The sequence below is a fragment of the Flavobacterium sp. ENC genome (genome assembly GCF_020991415.1).
Classification (GTDB): Bacteria; Bacteroidota; Bacteroidia; order Flavobacteriales; family Flavobacteriaceae; genus Flavobacterium.
Window position 1 is genome coordinate 61,176 of sequence record NZ_JAJMOY010000002.1, and the last position, 18,740, is coordinate 79,915.

Here is an 18,740-nt window from a genome sequence, read left to right on the forward strand (position 1 = left end):
AGAGTTTCAAGTTTAAGGTTTTCTTTGTTTCAAGTTTTTTGTAAACAAATTGTTAACGCCACACCTTAAAACCTGAAACCTGAAACAAAAATCACAAAAAAATGAAAATTAATTGCAAAGGCCAACTGATTGATTTATCGATCCCTAAAGTGATGGGAGTTATGAATGTCACGCCGGATTCTTTTTTTGATGGCGGAAAATATAAAAATGAATATGAGATTGTCACGCGCGCGGGCAAAATTTTAACCGATGGCGCAACATTTCTGGATATTGGCGCTTATTCCAGCAGGCCCGGTGCCGATTTTGTATCGGAGCAGGAAGAAATTGATCGCATTGTTCCGGCTATTGAAATAATTCTAAAACACTTTCCGGACGCACTGCTCTCGATCGATACCTTTAGGGCAGAAGTGGCCAAAGCAAGTATCGAAAGCGGCGCTGCGATTATAAACGATATTGCCGCGGGAGGATTAGACGATAAAATGTTTGATGTAATTGCAAAATACAATGTTCCGTACATCATGATGCACATGCGGGGCAATCCGCAGACGATGCAGACCATGACGGACTATGAGGACATTATAAAAGAGATGCTGTTTTATTTTTCCGAAAAAGTAGCAAAAGCCAGAGGTCTCGGAATTAATGATCTGATTCTGGATCCGGGTTTCGGGTTCGCCAAAACTACGGAACAGAATTATGAGGTGCTTCAAAAGATGGAACTTTTTAATGTGCTGGAATTGCCCGTTTTAGCTGGCATATCAAGAAAATCAATGATTTATAAAACACTGAATATTACCGCGAAGGAAGCTTTAAACGGCACTACGGTGATCAATACGATTGCCTTGACAAAGGGAGCTAAAATCCTTCGTGTTCATGATGTAAAAGAAGCCATGGAATGTGTTACTTTGTTTAATAAAATGAGTCTGTAAACATGAAATATCTAAGCCTTATCTTTATTATTGTTTTTTTCTCCTGCGGAAAAAAAGAAGACGTTTTATTACCAAAATCAAATGTTACGATCGTTAAAAACGTAGAAGACCTTTCGCCGATTTATATCTTTTTTAAAACCAATGGCAAAGATACCCTCGCTGAAGTAAACCGAAAAAACAGCATCATTTCAACCAATTGGATTTTCAATATAGACAAACGACTGCCTTTAAAACTAGTCATTCCGGAAGTAATGAAACTTCAGGAAAAAAAGCGGGCAGAGAAGGCCCATAAAAACGAAAAAGCAGAAAACTATTATTCGTACGCTGATTCTGTTGGAAAGAATTTAGCCTTTTTGCCATTCACGAAAGTGTATTATAAAATGGAAATTCCGAATAATAGAAGTCAGCTGTATTTTAAAAAGAACGGGTTAATACAATACAGCGGTAGAAAAGTATATGATTTTCCTAAAAATAATTTAAAGCCATTTTTAGATAGTTTAGTAATCAATCCGAAAGCTGAAATTAAATTTTCATATGATAAAAACATGACATATGGGGATTACATTCAATGTAAAATCTTAGTAAAAACTATAATTGATAAAAAGATTCCATTTGTTTTTATAAATGAAGAAGAAGAATTCGTTTTTTAAACCTGAAACAAAGAAAACCTGAAACAAAACTTTTATTGATGATGATAAGGTTCATTCCTTAAAATCGTAAATCCGCGGTACAGCTGCTCGATAAAAAACAAACGTACCATCTGATGTGAAAACGTCATCAGCGAAAGCGAAATTTTACCCTGCGCTTTGCTGTAAACCGTATCTGAAAATCCGTAAGGACCGCCGATTACAAAAACAAGCGTTTTGATTCCGGAGTTCATTTTCTTTTGCAGTTCTTCCGAAAAACCAACGCTGGAGAAGTTTTTTCCGTTTTCATCCAGTAAAATCAACTGATCAGTGGGTGTTAATTTGGATAAAATCAGTTCACCTTCTTTTTCCTTTTGCTGGCTTTCCGACAAATTCTTTACGTTTTTGATATCCGGAATAATTTCCAGATCAAATTTGATATAAAAAGACAGACGTTTGGTATAATCGTCAATCAGGGTTTGAAGCGATTTATTGTCCGTTTTGCCAATGGCGATAAGTTTGATGTTCATTGATTAAAAGTTTTGCCACGAATTACACAAATAATCACAAATTTAAAAAACGGAATCTGTGATAATCCGTTTCATCCAAAATCTGTGTACTATTTAACGATCTGCTTTTTATTCTCAAAAACAGTTTCAAAATGCTCTACATTAGGAAATGGCTCATAATAATGATGCAGCATTTTTTTCCATTCTAAATACGCTGCAGAATTTCTGAAGCCTTCCGTATGATCTTCAAGCGTGTTCCAGCCCACTAATAAAAGATATTTATTTTCGACTTCGATACATTTCTCCAAACGATGTCCTAAATAACCATCAATAGAAGAAATAAATTGACTTGCATTGGCAAAATCAGCTTCAAACTGACTTGCTAATTCGGGTTTTATAAAAAGAAAAACGGCTTCCAGAATCATAAATTTAATTATAATGTTTTTTTATCTGCCTGATCTGCGAGAAAAAAATAGCTCTCGCAGATTTAGCAGATCAGGCAGATTTGTTTTAAAAATACTTTGCGTAAATCAGCTTTAATTTTTAGAAAATTTCTCTTCAAAAGTTTTGAATCTTGCGTCCAGATCTTTCAGTAATTGTTTTTTTACCGAAGCATCCTGGATAAAGCTGTAATTTATGCTGTTGTAAACATATTGTTTGATCGTTGCATAAGTCACATCCGGATATCTTTTTGCCAGTAAAACATATTGTTCGGTCATGTTTGTTCTTAAAATTCCGGCATCGTCCGTGCTGATGACGATTGGTACATTGAATTCCTTGTAAAGTGAAAAAGGATGTCTGTTTTCTTTAACTTTTAAGATGAATTCGTTACTGGTCAGGTTGATTTCAATCGGAATAGTATTTTTTGCCATGTAACGCAGCAAATCATAGGAATTGGCTTCGTAGGCAATGTCAACCCCATGTCCGATTCTGTTGGCTCCTGCCACATAAATCGCATCGTTGATATGCCAGGTTAAATCCTCCGGTTGTACTAATCCCAGCGTTAATTCTCCCGCATGCAGCGTATATTTCACATCAGTAAATTTTGAATGGCAATATTTAAACATGACCATGTGAAGCCAGTAATCTTTCATTGAATTCTCGCCATGTTCCGGAGAAACAATGTTTACACCGGCTACCAATTTACTTTCATCGGCCGAAATAAAAGCAATAACCAGATTCTTAAACAAATCTACCGGTTCCATAAAGCGAAGCACAAAGTTTTGATAACGCATCGTGAAACGGTCATCGTCAATTTTCAGGTCTTTGTGCAGTTTTGCTATAAAGTTGGTATTGAAGTCTTCTGCGTATTTTTTAGCGTCTTTTTGCTTTAGTGATTTGTAAAGTTCCTCTAAATATTTCAGAACTGCTTTTTCGTCTTTTTGCGCTGCCGCCTGACGAAGTTTAACATTAAAATCAGTTAAATCGGAAACATTCATATCACAGGGAATTATAGATAATTGTGTTTCGATATAACTTACATTTTCAGCAAGAGCACGTTTTTTTAATTCCAGCATGCCTTCGGCAAAATGCCCGTCAATGGTGGGGAAAAATTTATCAAACGAATCAAAAAACAAATCATCAGAAGGAACAGACACACCGTTGTAATCTTTTGCGGACCAGGTCTGCATCACCTGCTGTTTGTAGAATTCCAGTTTTCCATTATTTTTAAGAGAAGAAAAATTTTCCCAGTTTCCTTTAGCAGGTTTTGTTTTGGAAACTGCCATCGTTTCTAAATTCAGGTAAAAATCTGCTGCAATGGCTCTTTCCAGAAGAGGTTCCGCGTAAATTGATCCTGAAAAATGATGGTGTAAATCGCCTCCTTTTGGCATTTGTTGAAAAAAAGCAGTGGAGAGTGCTTCGTTGTTTCTGATTTTTTCTAAATAACGTTCAGCTGATTGAGAAAAGCCAATTTGCGCTATAAAAAAACAGAAAAGTGTAATTATCCTCGTCATAGTCTAGATTTAAATTACATGCAAATGTAATGGATTTTGAGGACATTTGAAAATGCGGATTGAAATTGGCAGGAGCTTAACCGCAAAGTTCGCAAAGATTTTTTTTAACCCGGAGTAAATTTAAACGCAAAGTTCGCTAAGCTGTTACGCAATATTTCCCATAAAAATAAAAAAGACGCACACCAGTGCGTCTAAAATATAATCTCACAATCTTAGTAGCTAAAAAAACTTAGAACCTCAGCAACTCAGAACCTCAGCACCTAAAAAAAACCTTTGAACCTCTGTCCCTTTGTAACTTTGAACCTTCAGGAAAAAAGCACATCCCGAATTTCTTCCGTCTTATCAAAAACACTTTTTGCAAAAGGGCAAAGCGGAATGATTTTCAGATTATTATTTCTGGCATAGTCTACGGTCGCCATAAGCAGTTTTTTGCCAACCCCTTTTCCGCTGAATTCTTCGTTGACTTCGGTATGATCGATGATAAATTTAGCATCGCCAGCCCAGGTATACGTCATTTTTCCGGCTTCTTTTCCGTCTTCGATGGCTTCAAAATAGCCTTTTTTTATATCGTTTATTTGTTGAATTTCCATGATTATTTATACTAATGAAGTTTCTATTTTAATTGTATTTACAAGTGTTTTATGAACCGGACAACTGTTTGCAATTTTCAAAATCCGCTGTTTTTGTGCGTCGTCTACGTTTCCGGTAATTAAGATTTTCGTCGAAAACAAAGAAACAGTATGTTCTTCATTTTTGTCAAAATCTACCCAGATCGTAAGTTCTGAAACATCCCAGCCTTTGCGGTCAATATACATTCGCAATGTAATTAAAGTGCAGGAAGCCAGAGATGAAGCGAGAAGTTCAAACGGACTAAAACCTAAATTTTTTCCGCCCATTTCCTGCGGTTCATCTGAAATAAGTGTATTGCCGCTTTTAGAGGTTATTTCGGTACGATATTTTCGGGTATCGATTGTTGCTTTAATGGTATCCATATTTATTTGATTCTTGGTTCAGGTAAAGGGACAAATTCGGTTTCTCCCGGAACTTTCGGGAAAGTTTGCGCTGTCCAGTCCTTTTTTGCTTTTTCGATTAATTCTTTATCCGAAGAAACAAAATTCCAGAAGATAAAATGTTCTTCCGGAAAAGGTGTTCCTCCAAAAATATAAACGGTTGAATTGGCCGTAATTTCAAACTCACACAAAGTACTGTCGTTGGTAATCAGGATTTGTTTCGGATCGTAAACGTGTTCACCGCTTTTGATGCTTCCTTCCAGAATGTACAAGCCGCTTTCTCCAAATAGATCTTTTCCGATGTTTATTTTTTGGGTGGTTTCGCTTTTAATTTCAATAAAATACAACGGACTATACACCGGAACGGGTGATTTTTTTCCGAAAGCTTCTCCGGCGATTAATTTATAAGAAACGCCGTTTTCTTCCCAGGCCGGAATATCATCAGCTTCCACATGTGCAAAATTCGGATCCATTCGCTCTAATTCTTTCGGAAGCGCCACCCAGATCTGCAATCCGTGAAGCATTTTGTCAGAATGTCTTAAATATTCGGGTGTTCTTTCAGAGTGAACGATTCCCTTTCCTGCTGTCATCCAGTTTACGGCGCCCGGTTTTATTTCCAATTCGGTTCCCAGACTGTCGCGGTGCATGATGCTTCCTTCAAATAAAAAAGTTAAGGTGGAAAGTCCGATATGCGGGTGAGGCGGAACATCCATATTCTGATATTGGTTTAGATGTGCCGGTCCCATATGATCAATAAATACAAATGGTCCGACCGCTCTTTTTTCACGGAAGGGCAGTAATCTCCCAACCATAAAATTACCGATATTGGCGGCACGTTCTTCAATAATTAAGCTGATGTTTGACATGGTATGGTTTATTTTAGTTGAAAACAAAATTACAGTTGTAGTGGAAAGCTATAACTTAATTTAGATTAAGATTTGTTTATTCTTTTTGCCACAGATTTCGCAGATTTTATGGATTAGAAAAGGTTGCCACGAATTTCGCGAATTTCCACGAATTTTTCGCTTGTTTTTATTTGGCTTTACGCAGAAATCTGCGCGAATCTTTTAATCTGTGGCTATTATTCCGGAGTCTGTTAGCCACGGATTCCACTGATTAGACGGATTAGAAAAGGTTGCCACGAATTTTGCGAATTTTCACGAATTTTTATTTGACTTTATTTAAGAAATCTGTGTGAATCTTTTAATCTGTGGCTAAATTTTCGGTTTCGTATTAAAATTTCATTCGCTGTATTCGTACGGCATTTAATATAGCTAATAAGGCAACACCGACATCTGCAAAAACAGCTTCCCACATTGTTGCGAGACCACCGGCACCAAGAATCAGCACCACCGCTTTTACGACAAATGCCAGGCCAATATTCTGCCAGACGATTTGTTTGGTTTTTTTTCCAATATTGATCGCGGTATATATTTTGGTTGGCTGATCGTTCTGAATGACAATATCTGCTGTTTCTATAGTGGCGTCGCTTCCTAAACCGCCCATTGCGATTCCGGCATGTGCGAGTGCCACAACAGGTGCGTCATTTACGCCATCACCTACGAAGGCAATTTTCAGGTTTTTGTTTTTCAGCTCAGTCACTTTGGCGACTTTATCTTCCGGCAGCAAATCACCGTAGGCTTCAGCGATATTTAATGCTGTGGCAACCGAATTTACAACGGCTGTTTTGTCTCCCGAAAGCATGACTGTTTTTACGTTGATGCGATGCAAACTCTGAACGGCCTGCCTGGCGTCTTCTTTGATTTCATCGGCTATGAGAAAATAACCGGCATATTTTTGATTGATGGCCACTACGACTATGGTAAAAGGCGTATTGTCAATTTCAGAATCATACTCAATATTGAATTTCTTCAGTAATTTGGTGTTACCGGCGAGAATTTCGTTGCCGTCAATGGTACCTTTCAGGCCATGACCAGCGATTTCTTCAACAGCCGTCACAAGGTTTTCTTTCTCTGTTCCATTAGCATATTCGATAATCGCAGTGCCAACAGGATGTGTTGATTTGGTTTCGAGTGCCGCCGTATATTGTATTAAATCCGCTTCGGGAATCCCAACAGCCACTACTTTCTGAACTTTAAAAACACCTTTGGTCAATGTCCCTGTTTTGTCCATTACGACCACCTGAATGGCTGCCATAATATCAAGAAAACCCGAACCTTTGAACAGAATCCCATTTTTACTGGCAGCTCCGATTCCACCGAAATACCCCAGCGGAATAGAGATTACTAACGCACACGGACAGGAAATTACCAAAAACACCAAAGCGCGATACAGCCAGTCCCTGAAAACATATTCATCCACAAAAAAGTAGGGAAGTAAACAGATCGCGATGGCGGAGTACACCACAATTGGGGTGTATATTTTGGCAAACTTTCGGATGAATAATTCGGTTGGTGCTTTTTTCGCGGTAGCATCCTGAACCATTTCCAGAATTTTCGACAATTTGCTGTCTTTGTATAAAGCTGTAACTTTGATTTCAGTCACGGAATTCAGATTGATCATTCCGGCAAGGACACTTTCGCCCTTATTTTTAGTATCCGGTTTACTTTCGCCTGTTAAAGCCGCGGTATTAAAGGAAGCTGTTTCTGAAAGCAGCTCGCCGTCCAGACCTAATTTTTCGCCGGGTTTTAATTGAATTATTGCCCCGATTTGGGCCTCTGCAGCCTTAATGATTTTGGTCTGGTTATTTTCGAGTAGGGTCACTTCATCCGGACGCTGGTCTAATAATGTTTTGATGTTGGCTTTGGCACGTGTTACTGCCAGGGCCTGGAAAGTTTCACCAATCGCATAAAAAAGCATTACGGCGACTCCTTCCGGATATTCACTAATGGCAAAAGCACCTACTGTGGCAATGCTCATTAGTAAAAATTCAGAAAAGAAGGAACCATCTCTGGCACTTTCCAATGCTTCTTTCAATACAGGAAAGCCAACAGGCAGATACGCAACCGCATACCAGACTATCCGTACCCATCCCGTAAACCAGGTCTGCGGCAGGTAATTATCGAAAACTATGGCAATGATCAATAATAGAAAACTGATTACAGCCGGTAAAAAAAGCTGAAAAGTAGTCTGGTTTCCTGTTGAATGATCGTGCCCGTCGTGATCGTCATGTCCATTATCGTCATGCGAGCAGCAACTGGCAGCTTTGTTTTTTTGGACTGCTGCGTTTTGTTTGGTTTCGCAGCAGTTTGTATCGTCGCTATGTATCATAAATTAAAATTAATGGGTGTGCTCTCCACCGCCTTTTTGGGCGGATAAAAGGTAAAAAGCACCTTGTGTAACAATTTTGCTATTATCAGGGATTGAAGTTACAAATTTTATTTCGGTAAATCCCATATCAGTGGTACCGGGAATAACTTCGATGGCTTTAAAATGTATTTCTTCGGCTTCTGCTGCAGATTCGGATTTCTTCTCTTTTTCATGCTGCTCGTTTTCTTCAATAAAAATAAAATATTTATCGCCGTTTTTTACAATAGCCGCTTTTGGAAGTGCCGGTACTGTCGCATTATTGAGATTGATATTGGCGGAAACGTACATTCCGGAGATCAGTCCTTTGGCATCGTCGGGATTTATTTTGGCGTGAACGGCAACGGTTTTGCTTTCATTGGAAAACGATTTATTGATACCGAATATTTTTCCTTTTATCGATTTATTCGATTGGTTGGTCAGTATAAAATCGACTTCCTGACCGATTGAAATAGAGCCCAGATCTTTTTCGTACACATTTAAATCCAGATGCATCTGACTGTTATCGGTGACTTCAAATAATGGAATTCCGGTCTCTGCAAATGCTCCTTTCGCAATATTAATCTTTCCGATGTAGCCATTGATGGGCGATACAATAGGAATCAGGGCGGTGTTGCTGCCAGGGCTGATGTGAAGGGCCTGTAATTTGTTTTTTGCGGCTTGTGCTTTGGCTCTTTCTACCGCTAATTTGGCTTTTACTTCCTGAAATGTTTTTCGTGGATTTACATTTTCATCCGATAATGTTTTCTGGCGGTTGTACTCCAATTGCAAATACTCGATATTGGCTGTAGCCGATTTGTAATCTTCCAGCATTTCTACGACTTCCAGGTTCTGAATGGTCGCCAGCACTTTGCCTTTGTTGACATACGTTCCTTCGAGTACTAAAATGTCTTTCACAGTACCGCCAAGCAGTGTCGCAATTTTGGCAGAATTCTGTGGTGGAACCGTCGTATAGCCATTGGCTTTAATAATAGTATTGAGGTTCCGGTTTTCGACACTTCCAAACTGAATACCAACTGTTTTAAATTGTACGGCGGTTAAGCTTACTTCATTTTCTGATGCTTCTTCTTCGTGAATTTCTTCCGCTTTTTTTTCATTACAGGAAGTTAAAAACAGAATGAAAAAGGCAATAGGGAGGAGTAAGAGGGTGAAACGGGTTGTTGTATTTTTTATATTTCTCATTGATAATGGCGATTAGTTATTGGAAATTGAAGGAAATTGCAATCGAATGGCGCTTTGATTGTACGTATGCAGCGTTTCGGCATATTGCTTTTTTATATCAATAGCCTGATTTAAAAAACTGATATACGTCCAATAGCTCATATCACCGTTGGCGTAGCTTTTCTGGGCTGTTGTAATAATTTGTTCCGCATATTGCAAACCTTCTTTTTGATAATAGGATAATCCTTTTTGTTGTTTTTGAAACTCATTTTGCAATTCTTCCATTTGCAGCTCCAGCGAGAATTTAGTTTTCTCCAACTCGAGTTCTGACTGGCTAATGTTTATGGCTGCTGCTTTGGCTTTAGCCGTATTTACGCTGCCAAACAACGGAATCTGCAAACCCGCCGTAAAGCCCTGAAACAACGATTTGGTATCAATGGTTTGCGCAAAATAGCCCAAACCTACCTTAGGTGTTCGCTGTGCTTTGTACACATTTGCTTCTTTCTGATAGACCGAAATTTGTTGCTGGTGATAGTCAGCTACTAAGTTTTCGACTTTAGAGGTATTAGAATCTTTTGTCACTGTAAATTGCGAAGCCGCCGCAGCATCAGGAACAATGTTTTCCCTGGTCTGAACAAAATACTGCAGCTGTTTTTGATAGATAGCCAGATCGTATTCCAATTGCTCTTTTTGGGTTTCAATTTCCTTCACTTTGGCCTTTGCACTAATGACTTCGATATTCCCGCTTTCACCGGTCTTAAAACGAAGCTCGGCATTTTTTAAAAACAAAGCATAAACCTCCAGCAATTCAGTATTTAGTTTTTGAATGGAAAGACCGTAGCCATATTGATAATAGGCTAATGTAACGGCTTTTTCAATTTCATATTCAGACATGGCTTTTCGCTTTTCGGCCAGTTTGACGAGCTCTTCCTGCAATTGCCTATTGGCCCTGGTAATTTTTCCAACGGGGAAATATTGCTGTACCGAAACGTTACTGTCATAATCAGCACTATTGAACTGTCCGCCCTGATATTGTACCTGCAAAGGATCTGCCTGAAATGCGGTCTTTTTAAGGATGGTTTGTTTCTCAATTTCTTTATCGGCAATTTTTAAATTGAGACTATTGGATTTTGCCATTTCCACCGCTTTTTCCAATGAAACAGGCTGACTGGTTTGGGCAAAAGAGAAACTGCTTATTAGCAATAGAATAAGCGTTATGGCGGGTTTTGTCATCTTTGATTTGATTTTAATTCTTTTTTCGGATAATAAATAGAGGATGGGCAAAACAATCAGCGTCAGGAAAGTTGCTGAAAACAAGCCGCCAATGACAACCGTAGCCAGTGGTTTCTGCACTTCGGCACCACCGCTTGTGGATAAAGCCATGGGCAGGAAGCCCAAAGAAGCCACAGCCGCTGTCATTAAAACCGGGCGTAATCTGGTTTTTGTCCCTGTTAAAACGCGTTCCAGCGGATTGTCAATGCCTTCTGATTTTAGCTGGTTGAAATATGAAATCAAAACAATCCCGTTAAGCACTGCAATTCCAAACAGTGCGATAAAGCCAATTCCGGCCGAGATACTGAAAGGCATTCCCCGCAGCCACAAAGCAAATACCCCTCCAATAGCTGAAAGTGGAATCGCGGTAAAAATTAATGCTGCCTGTTTGATGCTTTTGAAAGTGAAGTACAGCAGCACTAAAATTAAGCTCAGGGCAATCGGCAAAGCAATAGAAAGCCGTTTATTGGCTTCGATAAGATTTTCGAACTGGCCTCCGTAGGTCACATAATAGCCTGCAGGAAGCTCGAATTTTTTGTCCAGTTTTTGCTGAATTTCCTCCACCACGCTTTTTACATCACGTCCGCGGACATTTAACCCAATAGTAATTCGGCGTTTTCCGTCTTCACGGCTTACCTGCACGGGACCCTGCTCATAATCGATAGTGGCCACCTGCGAAAGAGGTACCTGCTGTCCATTGGGTAATGGAATAAACAAATTACTAACATCATTAATATCATTTCGGTTTTCCTTGTTCATCCGAACGACAATATCAAATCTTTTACTTTCTTCATAGATTTTACCGGCCGCTTCTCCCGCAAATGAGGAGCGTATGATTTTATTTAAATCTTCTATGTTTAAACCGTACAGCGCAATTTTATCGTAATCGTACTTTATGGTAATCTGCGGCAATCCGGTTACTTTGTCAGCTTTTAAATCACCAACGCCTTCAATTGAATTTATTTTCTGAATGAGTTCACTGGCTTTTCTTTCGAGAACATCCAGATTGTCGCCAAATATCTTAATAGCGATATCACTTCGGCTGCCGGTCATTAATTCGTTAAATCGCATCTGGATGGGTTGTGAAACTTCAATATTGGCACCCGGAATTTTTTCCATTTCGGCTTTCATCAGATGGGCCAGATCTTCCCAGTTGTCAGCACTTGTCCATTCTTTTTTGTCTTTCAGGACAATAATTAAATCGCCGCTTTCTATGGGCATCGGATCGGTTGGGATTTCCCCGCTTCCGATTTTAGTGACAATGGTTTTAATTTCCGGAAATTTTGCTTTCAGCATTTTTTCATATGCGGTTGTCGTTTTGATCATTTGGGACAGAGAACTTCCGGTCATAATGGTCGCATTGATAGACAAATCCCCTTCTTCTATGGTTGGAATAAATTCGCCACCCATATTTTGAAAAATGATAATTGCGAAAAGAAATAAAGACAAGGCAATTCCTAAAACTACTTTTTTAAAATGCAGGGTTTTTTCTAAAAACGGAGTGTATATTTTCTCCAGCCAGGCCATCATACGGTCACTGAAATTGCTTTTATGTTCCGGATTTTTAGATAGAAATAAGGCACTCATCATCGGCACATAAGTGAGCGAAAGGACAAAGGCACCCATTACGGCAAAACCAACTGTCATGGCCATTGGCTTAAACATTTTTCCTTCGGTTCCCACCAGGGCGAGAATCGGAAGGTAGACAATCAGGATAATGATTTCTCCAAATGCGGCACTGTTTCGTATTTTGGAAGCGGAAGCATATACTTCCTCATCCATTTCAGGCTGCGTTAATTTCGTTTTCTTTTTTAGTTTTTGCAGGTGATGCATGGTAGCTTCAACGATAATGACAGCACCGTCGACGATGATTCCGAAGTCGATGGCTCCCAGGCTCATTAAGTTTCCGCTTACGCCAAAGGCATTCATTAATATGACGGCAAAAAGCATGGCGAGTGGAATGACAGAAGCCACAATCAATCCCGCACGAAGATTTCCCAAAAATAAAATCAGGACAAAAATTACGATTAAAGCCCCTTCAAGCAGGTTTTTGGTCACCGTTCCGATGGCATTATCGACCAGTTTGCTTCTGTCAATAAAGGCTTCGGCCACAACACCTTCGGGCAACATTTTGTTGATCTGGATCATTTTTTCTTTCACACGTTCCACAACGGCTTTCGAATTTTCTCCTTTCAGCATTAGGGTTAAACCACCCACAATTTCTCCTTTTCCGTCTTTGGTTGTGGCCCCGAAGCGAATGGCATTTCCGGCTTGTACGGTGGCGACATCACGAATTAAAATGGGGGTATCGTTTCGGTTTTTAACAACGATGTTGCCAATATCCTTAATTCCGGAAGCCATACCGACACCTCGGATGAAATAAGCAAATTCATCTTTTTCGATATAAGCCCCGCCAGTGTTCTGGTTGTTTTTTTCGAGGGCATCAAAGATTTCCGTAATGGTTACTCCGGAGCTGTTTAGGCGGTTGGGATCAACGGCGATTTCGTATTGTTTGACACTTCCGCCCCAGGTACTGACTTCGGCAACACCTTTTACGCCCTGTAACTGAGGCACAATGATCCAGTCCTGAATCGTTCTTAAACTGGTGGCATTGTATTTGTTTTCGTAGCCTTTTTTGGCATAAACGTCATATTGGTAGATTTCGCCTAAACCGGTTGTAATTGGAGCCAGTTCCGGCGTTCCGGCGTATTTTGGAATGTTTTCTTCTGCTTGTTTTAACCGCTGAAAAACTTGTTCGCGAGCCCAGTATGTATCGGCATTTTCTTCAAAAACAACCGTAACAACCGACAATCCAAAACGGGATATACTTCGGAGTTCGATTACTTTTGGAATCGTTTTTACGGCCTGTTCCAGCGGATACGTGATTAATTGTTCGACTTCCTGACTCGCCAGTGTTGGCGCCGTAGTGATAATCTGCACCTGATTGTTGGTAATATCAGGAAGGGCGTCTAACGGTAAATTTTTAAGCGAATAACTTCCCCAGGCGATCAGAATCAGGGTAAGTAAGAGTATAATGAATTTGTTCTTTATACTGAATTGTATAATTTTATCGAGCATTTTTCGGATATAATGAATGAGAAATCAGACGGATTACGCCTGTTTATTTGTGGTAAATCCACAACATCTTGACCCGAAATTACTCGGGCTTCATTATACTATTTGGGGCGGCTGCCAGATACTTCCGTAAAAATTAGAAGTAAAAACGGAGTGGTAAGAAGATAAAGGCTTTTTGATAAGAGGAGTGCTTTCGTCAAAAGACCATGCAATAACCGGAGTGGTGTTGAGGACTTGTGCGGCACAACAATTACAAGTACAGAAAGGAGGGCAAAGGTCCGACTCCTTATCGTGAGAGGTACTTTCAGTTTGCGATACCATTTCGTTGGTATGTGCTATTGAATCGCTCTGCAGCGAATCTGCACAGGGCAAAGACGACAGCACGATTAAATAAACTGATAATATGATGTTAATCCATTTCACGGGAGTAAAGATAAGGATAAATGGTTTATGTTAAAATTATAATATTCTTAATTTTTATGATGAGGATTCTTCTTCAGTTAAATCAGTTCAAAACGCAGCGGTTCGCTTTCCGTTCCGTTTATGATAATCGACAATTCATGAATTCCCGTATGAAAAACGCGGGTGGTAATGAGCCTGAAAGACTGGTTTCGTTCGACTTTTACCAATTGCTCCGGCTGATAGCTTTTCTCGCTTATTTTGAAGACTTTTTTGGCCAGATGGCCTTTTGCTTTCTTGTAATACACAGCATATTCCAAACGGACTGTTTTAGGTTCCTTGTTGAGATTTCTTAAATGAAACTGAAACTGTAAAGCGTCCCCGGTCTTTACCACCGGCGTTTTAATTTCAAAAGCGGATAGTTCAATATTTGAGCTTTCCAGTCCATAATGACTCAGGATTTCGGGATGTCCCTGTTTCAGTAAAGTTCTGCAGCCATGTTTGATAATTGCGTCTGTTTCTTTGCTAAAGCCTTTCCATTGCGCTGCAATTTCCAGAACGATCTGAGGATTGTCTTTGGCAATATCATTCAGATTATTGGCAACACTTCGGCGTACATATTCGGAGGGGTCGTTTTTAAGATTTTCCAAGATAGGCAGGATAGAAGCAGGGTCTTTTTTTAAGTAGGGAATTGCCATTGCCCACGGTAATCTCGGGCGGCTTCCCTCGCTGGCCAGTCGGCGCACATGATGGTTTTCGTGCCGCGACCATTTTACCATTTCTTCGATCATTTTTTCTTTATATTTTAAAATGAAAGGGCGGACGGCAAATTCACAGCTGATAAACTGAGTAATCGATACAAAGGCTTTCGCCGAGGTTTTGAAGTCGTCCAGACCGTACATTTCAATATAATCAGCAAAGAAAATAAACGCCAGGTTTCCTTCTGTAAATTGATTCTTTTTCAGGTTTTCAATGATTTGATCGATTAACGAAACCGCTTCCGGAAAATTCTCAGGCATGAACTGGTGCAAAACAACGGTGGTATGTTTCATTCGGTCTTTCCATTCTTTTTCGGCAAAATCACCTTCATAAATAGTATCGATAAATTTTTGTTTCTGAAATGCCGGATGTACTTCTGCTGCCGCCTGACTGAACTTTTCGTAAAAAGCAACCGAATAAATATCTTTAATTAATCCCATGGTTTTGTTTTGAATGAACCTCAAAGATATTTAATGTTCTTAACCCGCAGTGAACAAAGAAGAAAAAAATTAAACTGGTAAGAGCGTATTAAAAATTAAGCTTTCTTCTTAATGAAAATCAGTTGGTTAGTGGTGAAAAAAAAGGAGTATTTGAGGTGTTGAAAAAACTTTTCACCTTCGTTCAGCTTTCAAATCCACAAAATATATCCTACTTTAGCATCTTATAAAATTCTAAAAAATGATTAGCCAATTACAATTTCAGACGGAATTACAACTATTGATTAGCAATGCGATTAGAGAAGATGTCGGGACAGGCGATTACAGTTCGTTGGCCTGTATTCCTGAAACGGCGCATGGTCAGGCTAAGTTATTGGTAAAAGACCAGGGCATAATTGCAGGTGTGGCGCTTGCAAAAATGATTTTTGAATATGTAGATCCTGCTCTAAAAGTTAAAACATTTATAGAAGACGGTACACACGTAGAATACGGTGACGTTGTTTTTGAAGTTTCAGGCAGCTCCCAGTCTATCCTGAAAGCAGAGAGAGTTGTTTTGAATACGATGCAGCGTATGTCTGCTATTGCAACTAAAACAAACCAGTACGTGCAGCTTTTAGAAGGAACGGGTGCCAAAATATTGGATACGCGTAAAACAACGCCCAATTTCAGGGCTGCTGAAAAATGGGCGGTGAAAATAGGCGGCGGTGAAAATCATCGTTTTGCACTTTATGATATGGTGATGCTAAAAGACAATCATATTGATTTTGCAGGCGGAATCACGCTTGCCATCAGGAAAACAAAAGATTATCTGAAAGCTAAAAATTTAGATTTGAAGATTATCGTTGAAGCCAGAAATTTAGATGAAATCCGTGAAATTCTGCTCAGCGACGGTGTTCACAGAATCCTGATTGACAACTTCAATTACGAAGACACTAAAACAGCCGTACAATTAATCGGCACTAAATGCCAGACGGAATCTTCCGGAAATATCAACGAAAAAACGATTCGTGAATATGCTTTATGCGGCGTGAATTATATTTCATCCGGCGCTTTGACGCATTCCGTTTACAACATGGATTTGAGTTTGAAGGCGTTTTAAGGAGTTATGAGTATGGGCTATGAGTTACGGCTTGTGAGTTTAAATCTAAATCTAAATCTAAAGTCTCTATTCTAAGAATCCAAAAATCTAAGAATCCAAAAATCTAAAAATCTAAAATAATAACTATGTCTAAAGAAATAGAAGACCGGATCGATAAAATTCCGGTATTACGTTCTGTGGTTGGGATTTTTAAGAGAATAAAATTGCCGTGGTTAGAGGGGTTTTCGTTATACGATTTGCTTGAATTGTACACTTTAGGAATTCTGGAAGGCGCTTTTTCCTATCACGCCAGTGCAGTTTCATTCAGCTTTTTTATGGCACTGTTTCCTTTTGCGTTATTTATTTTAAACTTAATACCCTTTATTCCAATTGAAGGATTCCAGGCCGATTTTTTGCAGTTTGTGCAGCAGGGTGTTCCTCCCAACACCTATGATGCCATCAGTAAAATTATCAGCGATATTTTAAATAACAGTCACTCCGGCTTATTGTCTTCGGGGTTTTTGCTTTCTATTTTTTTGATGGCAAATGGTATTAACGGAATTTTAAGTGGTTTCGAATCGTCAAAACATGTGTTTGACAAACGAGGTTTTTTCAGTCAGTATTTAGTAGCACTGGCCATTTCACTTCTAATGACCATTATTCTGTTTGTAACAGTGGCTACAATTGTTGTTTTTGAGGTTTTTATTCAGAAAACAATTATTCAGGATGTGCTGAGTGACCGCATTCCGCTTATTATTTTGGGACGTTATGCGTTTGTTATTTTGATGATTCTTATAACATCTTCAATATTATTGCGTTATGGTACAAGACAGTACAATAAAGTGCCTTTTATCAGCATTGGATCTGTTTTTACGACGGTCCTAATTGTTATATCTTCGTTCTTTTTTGGGATTTGGGTTATAAAATTCTCAAAATATAACGAACTTTATGGTTCAATTGGGACATTATTAATTCTAATGTTTTATATTTGGATAAACTGTATGATACTGCTTTTGGGGTTTGAACTCAATGCTACTATCAGAAAATTAAAACAAAAAAAAATAAAATAGTATGAAAAATTGGATGTTAACAATTGGAGTCTTCTTTCTGACAATAGGCTCGATTCAAAGTCAGAGTGTCATTGGAAAATGGAAAACAATTGACGACGAAACAGGTGAGGCCAAATCAATTGTGGAAGTTTACGAGAAATCAGGAAAAATATACGGTAAGGTAGTAGAAATACTTCGTGCCGATCATAAAAAAGATTTGTGCACAAGTTGTGATGGTGCCGAAAAAAATAAACCTATTTTAGGAATGGTTATCATCAACGGACTTAAAAAAGACGGTGCAGAATATAATGGTGGTACAATTCTGGACCCTACAAACGGGAAAAAATACAAATGTTATATCACTTTAGATTCTGCTGATAAATTAAAACTTCGCGGTTATGTTGGTATTTCAATTATGGGAAGAACCCAATATTGGACCAGAGCAAAAAACTAATATTTTTTTGATTATTCACATGCGAAAAGTAATAGCGATACTCCTCTTCTTATCGGCATTGTCAAATAGTTTTGGACAATCTAAGAATACGGCATTACCCATAAGTCATCTAACAGGTGACTTTTATGTTTATAAAACATTTCACGATTATAACGGAACCCTGATTTCTGCCAACGCCATGTATCTGGTTACGGACAAAGGCGTTGTACTGTTTGATGCGCCCTGGGATGAAACACAATTTCAGCCGTTATTAGACAGTATAAAAGCCAAACATAATAAAGAGGTTGTGATGTGTTTTGCAACGCATTCCCATGATGACAGGGCAGGTGGAATCGCATTCTATAAACAAAAGGGAATTAAAACCTATACGGGAAAACTTACGGATGAAATTTTAAAGAAAGAAAATAAACCAAGAGCAGCATTTGTCCTTCCCAATGATACCATATTTACCGTAGGACAATATAAATTTGAAGTGTATTATCCTGGAAAAGGACATGCACCGGATAATATTGTTGCCTGGTTTCCTCATGAAAAAGTGCTCTATGGCGCCTGCTTTATAAAAAGCGCCAGTGCAGCGGATCTAGGTTATCTCGCGGATTCTGATGTAAAAGAATGGAAAAAATCTATTAAAAAAGTGCAAACCAAATTTAAAAATCCGGTGTATATAATTCCGGGCCACGAAGACTGGACCAATACAGAGTCTTTAAATCATACTTTAAAATTGGTGGAAGATTATTTGAATAAACCGTCAGGAAAGAAGTAA

Annotated in this window: 17 protein-coding genes; 6 read left to right on the forward strand and 11 right to left on the reverse strand. The window is 38.9% G+C overall.

The window, feature by feature from the left end:
* The first annotated feature begins 101 nt into the window (after nucleotides 1-101).
* Both folP and LPB89_RS05140 read left to right on the forward strand, forming a co-directional pair.
* The gene (folP, locus tag LPB89_RS05135) at nucleotides 102-926 is read left to right on the forward strand and encodes a dihydropteroate synthase (protein ID WP_230700639.1); all 825 of its coding nucleotides are present in this window, start codon (nucleotides 102-104) and stop codon (nucleotides 924-926) included.
* 2 nt (nucleotides 927-928) lie between these two features.
* On the forward strand, nucleotides 929-1,576 hold the full coding sequence (locus LPB89_RS05140; protein WP_230700641.1) for a hypothetical protein: 648 nt from the start codon (nucleotides 929-931) through the stop codon (nucleotides 1,574-1,576).
* A 32-nt stretch (nucleotides 1,577-1,608) separates the two neighbouring features.
* Here the strand turns inward: LPB89_RS05140 and rlmH are convergent, their stop codons facing one another.
* From rlmH to LPB89_RS05195, 11 genes are all read right to left on the reverse strand, one after another.
* Nucleotides 1,609-2,082, reverse strand: coding sequence for a 23S rRNA (pseudouridine(1915)-N(3))-methyltransferase RlmH (gene rlmH, locus LPB89_RS05145; protein WP_029269532.1), 474 nt, complete (start codon nucleotides 2,080-2,082; stop codon nucleotides 1,609-1,611).
* Nucleotides 2,083-2,171: 89 nt separating this feature from the next.
* Nucleotides 2,172-2,486 (reverse strand): antibiotic biosynthesis monooxygenase, encoded by a 315-nt coding sequence (locus LPB89_RS05150; RefSeq protein ID WP_230700643.1) that lies wholly within the window; start codon nucleotides 2,484-2,486, stop codon nucleotides 2,172-2,174.
* Between the two features lie 111 nt (nucleotides 2,487-2,597).
* Entirely contained in the window at nucleotides 2,598-4,016 is a 1,419-nt protein-coding gene (locus tag LPB89_RS05155; RefSeq protein WP_230700645.1) for an adenosine deaminase, read from the reverse strand.
* Nucleotides 4,017-4,321: 305 nt separating this feature from the next.
* Nucleotides 4,322-4,606 (reverse strand): GNAT family N-acetyltransferase, encoded by a 285-nt coding sequence (locus LPB89_RS05160; RefSeq protein WP_230700646.1) that lies wholly within the window; start codon nucleotides 4,604-4,606, stop codon nucleotides 4,322-4,324.
* Between the two features lie 6 nt (nucleotides 4,607-4,612).
* On the reverse strand, nucleotides 4,613-5,008 hold the full coding sequence (locus LPB89_RS05165; RefSeq protein ID WP_230700648.1) for an OsmC family protein: 396 nt from the start codon (nucleotides 5,006-5,008) through the stop codon (nucleotides 4,613-4,615).
* Between the two features lie 2 nt (nucleotides 5,009-5,010).
* A complete protein-coding gene (locus LPB89_RS05170) occupies nucleotides 5,011-5,892 on the reverse strand; it encodes a pirin family protein (protein WP_230700650.1) in 882 nt (293 codons plus the stop codon).
* A 367-nt stretch (nucleotides 5,893-6,259) separates the two neighbouring features.
* A complete protein-coding gene (locus LPB89_RS05175; RefSeq protein WP_230700652.1) occupies nucleotides 6,260-8,257 on the reverse strand; it encodes a heavy metal translocating P-type ATPase in 1,998 nt (665 codons plus the stop codon).
* A gap of 9 nt (nucleotides 8,258-8,266) precedes the next feature.
* Complete coding sequence (locus LPB89_RS05180) at nucleotides 8,267-9,475, reverse strand: efflux RND transporter periplasmic adaptor subunit (RefSeq protein WP_230700665.1); 1,209 nt, start codon at nucleotides 9,473-9,475, stop codon at nucleotides 8,267-8,269.
* 12 nt (nucleotides 9,476-9,487) lie between these two features.
* Nucleotides 9,488-13,804, reverse strand: a complete 4,317-nt coding sequence (locus tag LPB89_RS05185) for a CusA/CzcA family heavy metal efflux RND transporter (RefSeq protein WP_230700667.1) — start codon at nucleotides 13,802-13,804, stop codon at nucleotides 9,488-9,490.
* A 93-nt stretch (nucleotides 13,805-13,897) separates the two neighbouring features.
* Nucleotides 13,898-14,224, reverse strand: coding sequence for a DUF6660 family protein (locus LPB89_RS05190; protein WP_230700668.1), 327 nt, complete (start codon nucleotides 14,222-14,224; stop codon nucleotides 13,898-13,900).
* Nucleotides 14,225-14,301: 77 nt separating this feature from the next.
* The gene (locus LPB89_RS05195) at nucleotides 14,302-15,399 is read right to left on the reverse strand and encodes a DNA alkylation repair protein (RefSeq protein WP_230700669.1); all 1,098 of its coding nucleotides are present in this window, start codon (nucleotides 15,397-15,399) and stop codon (nucleotides 14,302-14,304) included.
* A 238-nt stretch (nucleotides 15,400-15,637) separates the two neighbouring features.
* Between LPB89_RS05195 and nadC the strand changes: the two genes are divergently transcribed.
* The 4 genes from nadC to bla-B1-FLAV all read left to right on the forward strand — a co-directional run bounded on the left by nadC (nucleotide 15,638) and on the right by bla-B1-FLAV (nucleotide 18,740).
* Complete coding sequence (gene nadC / locus LPB89_RS05200) at nucleotides 15,638-16,495, forward strand: carboxylating nicotinate-nucleotide diphosphorylase (RefSeq protein WP_230700670.1); 858 nt, start codon at nucleotides 15,638-15,640, stop codon at nucleotides 16,493-16,495.
* A 125-nt stretch (nucleotides 16,496-16,620) separates the two neighbouring features.
* On the forward strand, nucleotides 16,621-17,544 hold the full coding sequence (locus LPB89_RS05205; protein WP_230700671.1) for a YihY/virulence factor BrkB family protein: 924 nt from the start codon (nucleotides 16,621-16,623) through the stop codon (nucleotides 17,542-17,544).
* Between the two features lies 1 nt (nucleotide 17,545).
* Nucleotides 17,546-17,977, forward strand: a complete 432-nt coding sequence (locus LPB89_RS05210) for a DUF2147 domain-containing protein (RefSeq protein ID WP_127337516.1) — start codon at nucleotides 17,546-17,548, stop codon at nucleotides 17,975-17,977.
* Between the two features lie 19 nt (nucleotides 17,978-17,996).
* Complete coding sequence (gene bla-B1-FLAV / locus LPB89_RS05215) at nucleotides 17,997-18,740, forward strand: subclass B1 metallo-beta-lactamase (protein WP_230701385.1); 744 nt, start codon at nucleotides 17,997-17,999, stop codon at nucleotides 18,738-18,740.

What these genes read in the sequence shown, in the direction of transcription:
- nadC (WP_230700670.1), top strand. Translation starts at nt 15,638, where the DNA reads ATGATTAGCCAATTACAATTTCAGACGGAATTACAACTATTGATTAGC.
- folP (WP_230700639.1), top strand. Translation starts at nt 102, where the DNA reads ATGAAAATTAATTGCAAAGGCCAACTGATTGATTTATCGATCCCTAAA.
- LPB89_RS05195 (WP_230700669.1), bottom strand. Translation starts at nt 15,399, where the DNA reads ATGGGATTAATTAAAGATATTTATTCGGTTGCTTTTTACGAAAAGTTC.
- LPB89_RS05170 (WP_230700650.1), bottom strand. Translation starts at nt 5,892, where the DNA reads ATGTCAAACATCAGCTTAATTATTGAAGAACGTGCCGCCAATATCGGT.
- LPB89_RS05185 (WP_230700667.1), bottom strand. Translation starts at nt 13,804, where the DNA reads ATGCTCGATAAAATTATACAATTCAGTATAAAGAACAAATTCATTATA.
- bla-B1-FLAV (WP_230701385.1), top strand. Translation starts at nt 17,997, where the DNA reads ATGCGAAAAGTAATAGCGATACTCCTCTTCTTATCGGCATTGTCAAAT.
- rlmH (WP_029269532.1), bottom strand. Translation starts at nt 2,082, where the DNA reads ATGAACATCAAACTTATCGCCATTGGCAAAACGGACAATAAATCGCTT.
- LPB89_RS05205 (WP_230700671.1), top strand. Translation starts at nt 16,621, where the DNA reads ATGTCTAAAGAAATAGAAGACCGGATCGATAAAATTCCGGTATTACGT.
- LPB89_RS05175 (WP_230700652.1), bottom strand. Translation starts at nt 8,257, where the DNA reads ATGATACATAGCGACGATACAAACTGCTGCGAAACCAAACAAAACGCA.
- LPB89_RS05140 (WP_230700641.1), top strand. Translation starts at nt 929, where the DNA reads ATGAAATATCTAAGCCTTATCTTTATTATTGTTTTTTTCTCCTGCGGA.
- LPB89_RS05180 (WP_230700665.1), bottom strand. Translation starts at nt 9,475, where the DNA reads ATGAGAAATATAAAAAATACAACAACCCGTTTCACCCTCTTACTCCTC.
- LPB89_RS05150 (WP_230700643.1), bottom strand. Translation starts at nt 2,486, where the DNA reads ATGATTCTGGAAGCCGTTTTTCTTTTTATAAAACCCGAATTAGCAAGT.
- LPB89_RS05160 (WP_230700646.1), bottom strand. Translation starts at nt 4,606, where the DNA reads ATGGAAATTCAACAAATAAACGATATAAAAAAAGGCTATTTTGAAGCC.
- LPB89_RS05155 (WP_230700645.1), bottom strand. Translation starts at nt 4,016, where the DNA reads ATGACGAGGATAATTACACTTTTCTGTTTTTTTATAGCGCAAATTGGC.
- LPB89_RS05165 (WP_230700648.1), bottom strand. Translation starts at nt 5,008, where the DNA reads ATGGATACCATTAAAGCAACAATCGATACCCGAAAATATCGTACCGAA.
- LPB89_RS05210 (WP_127337516.1), top strand. Translation starts at nt 17,546, where the DNA reads ATGAAAAATTGGATGTTAACAATTGGAGTCTTCTTTCTGACAATAGGC.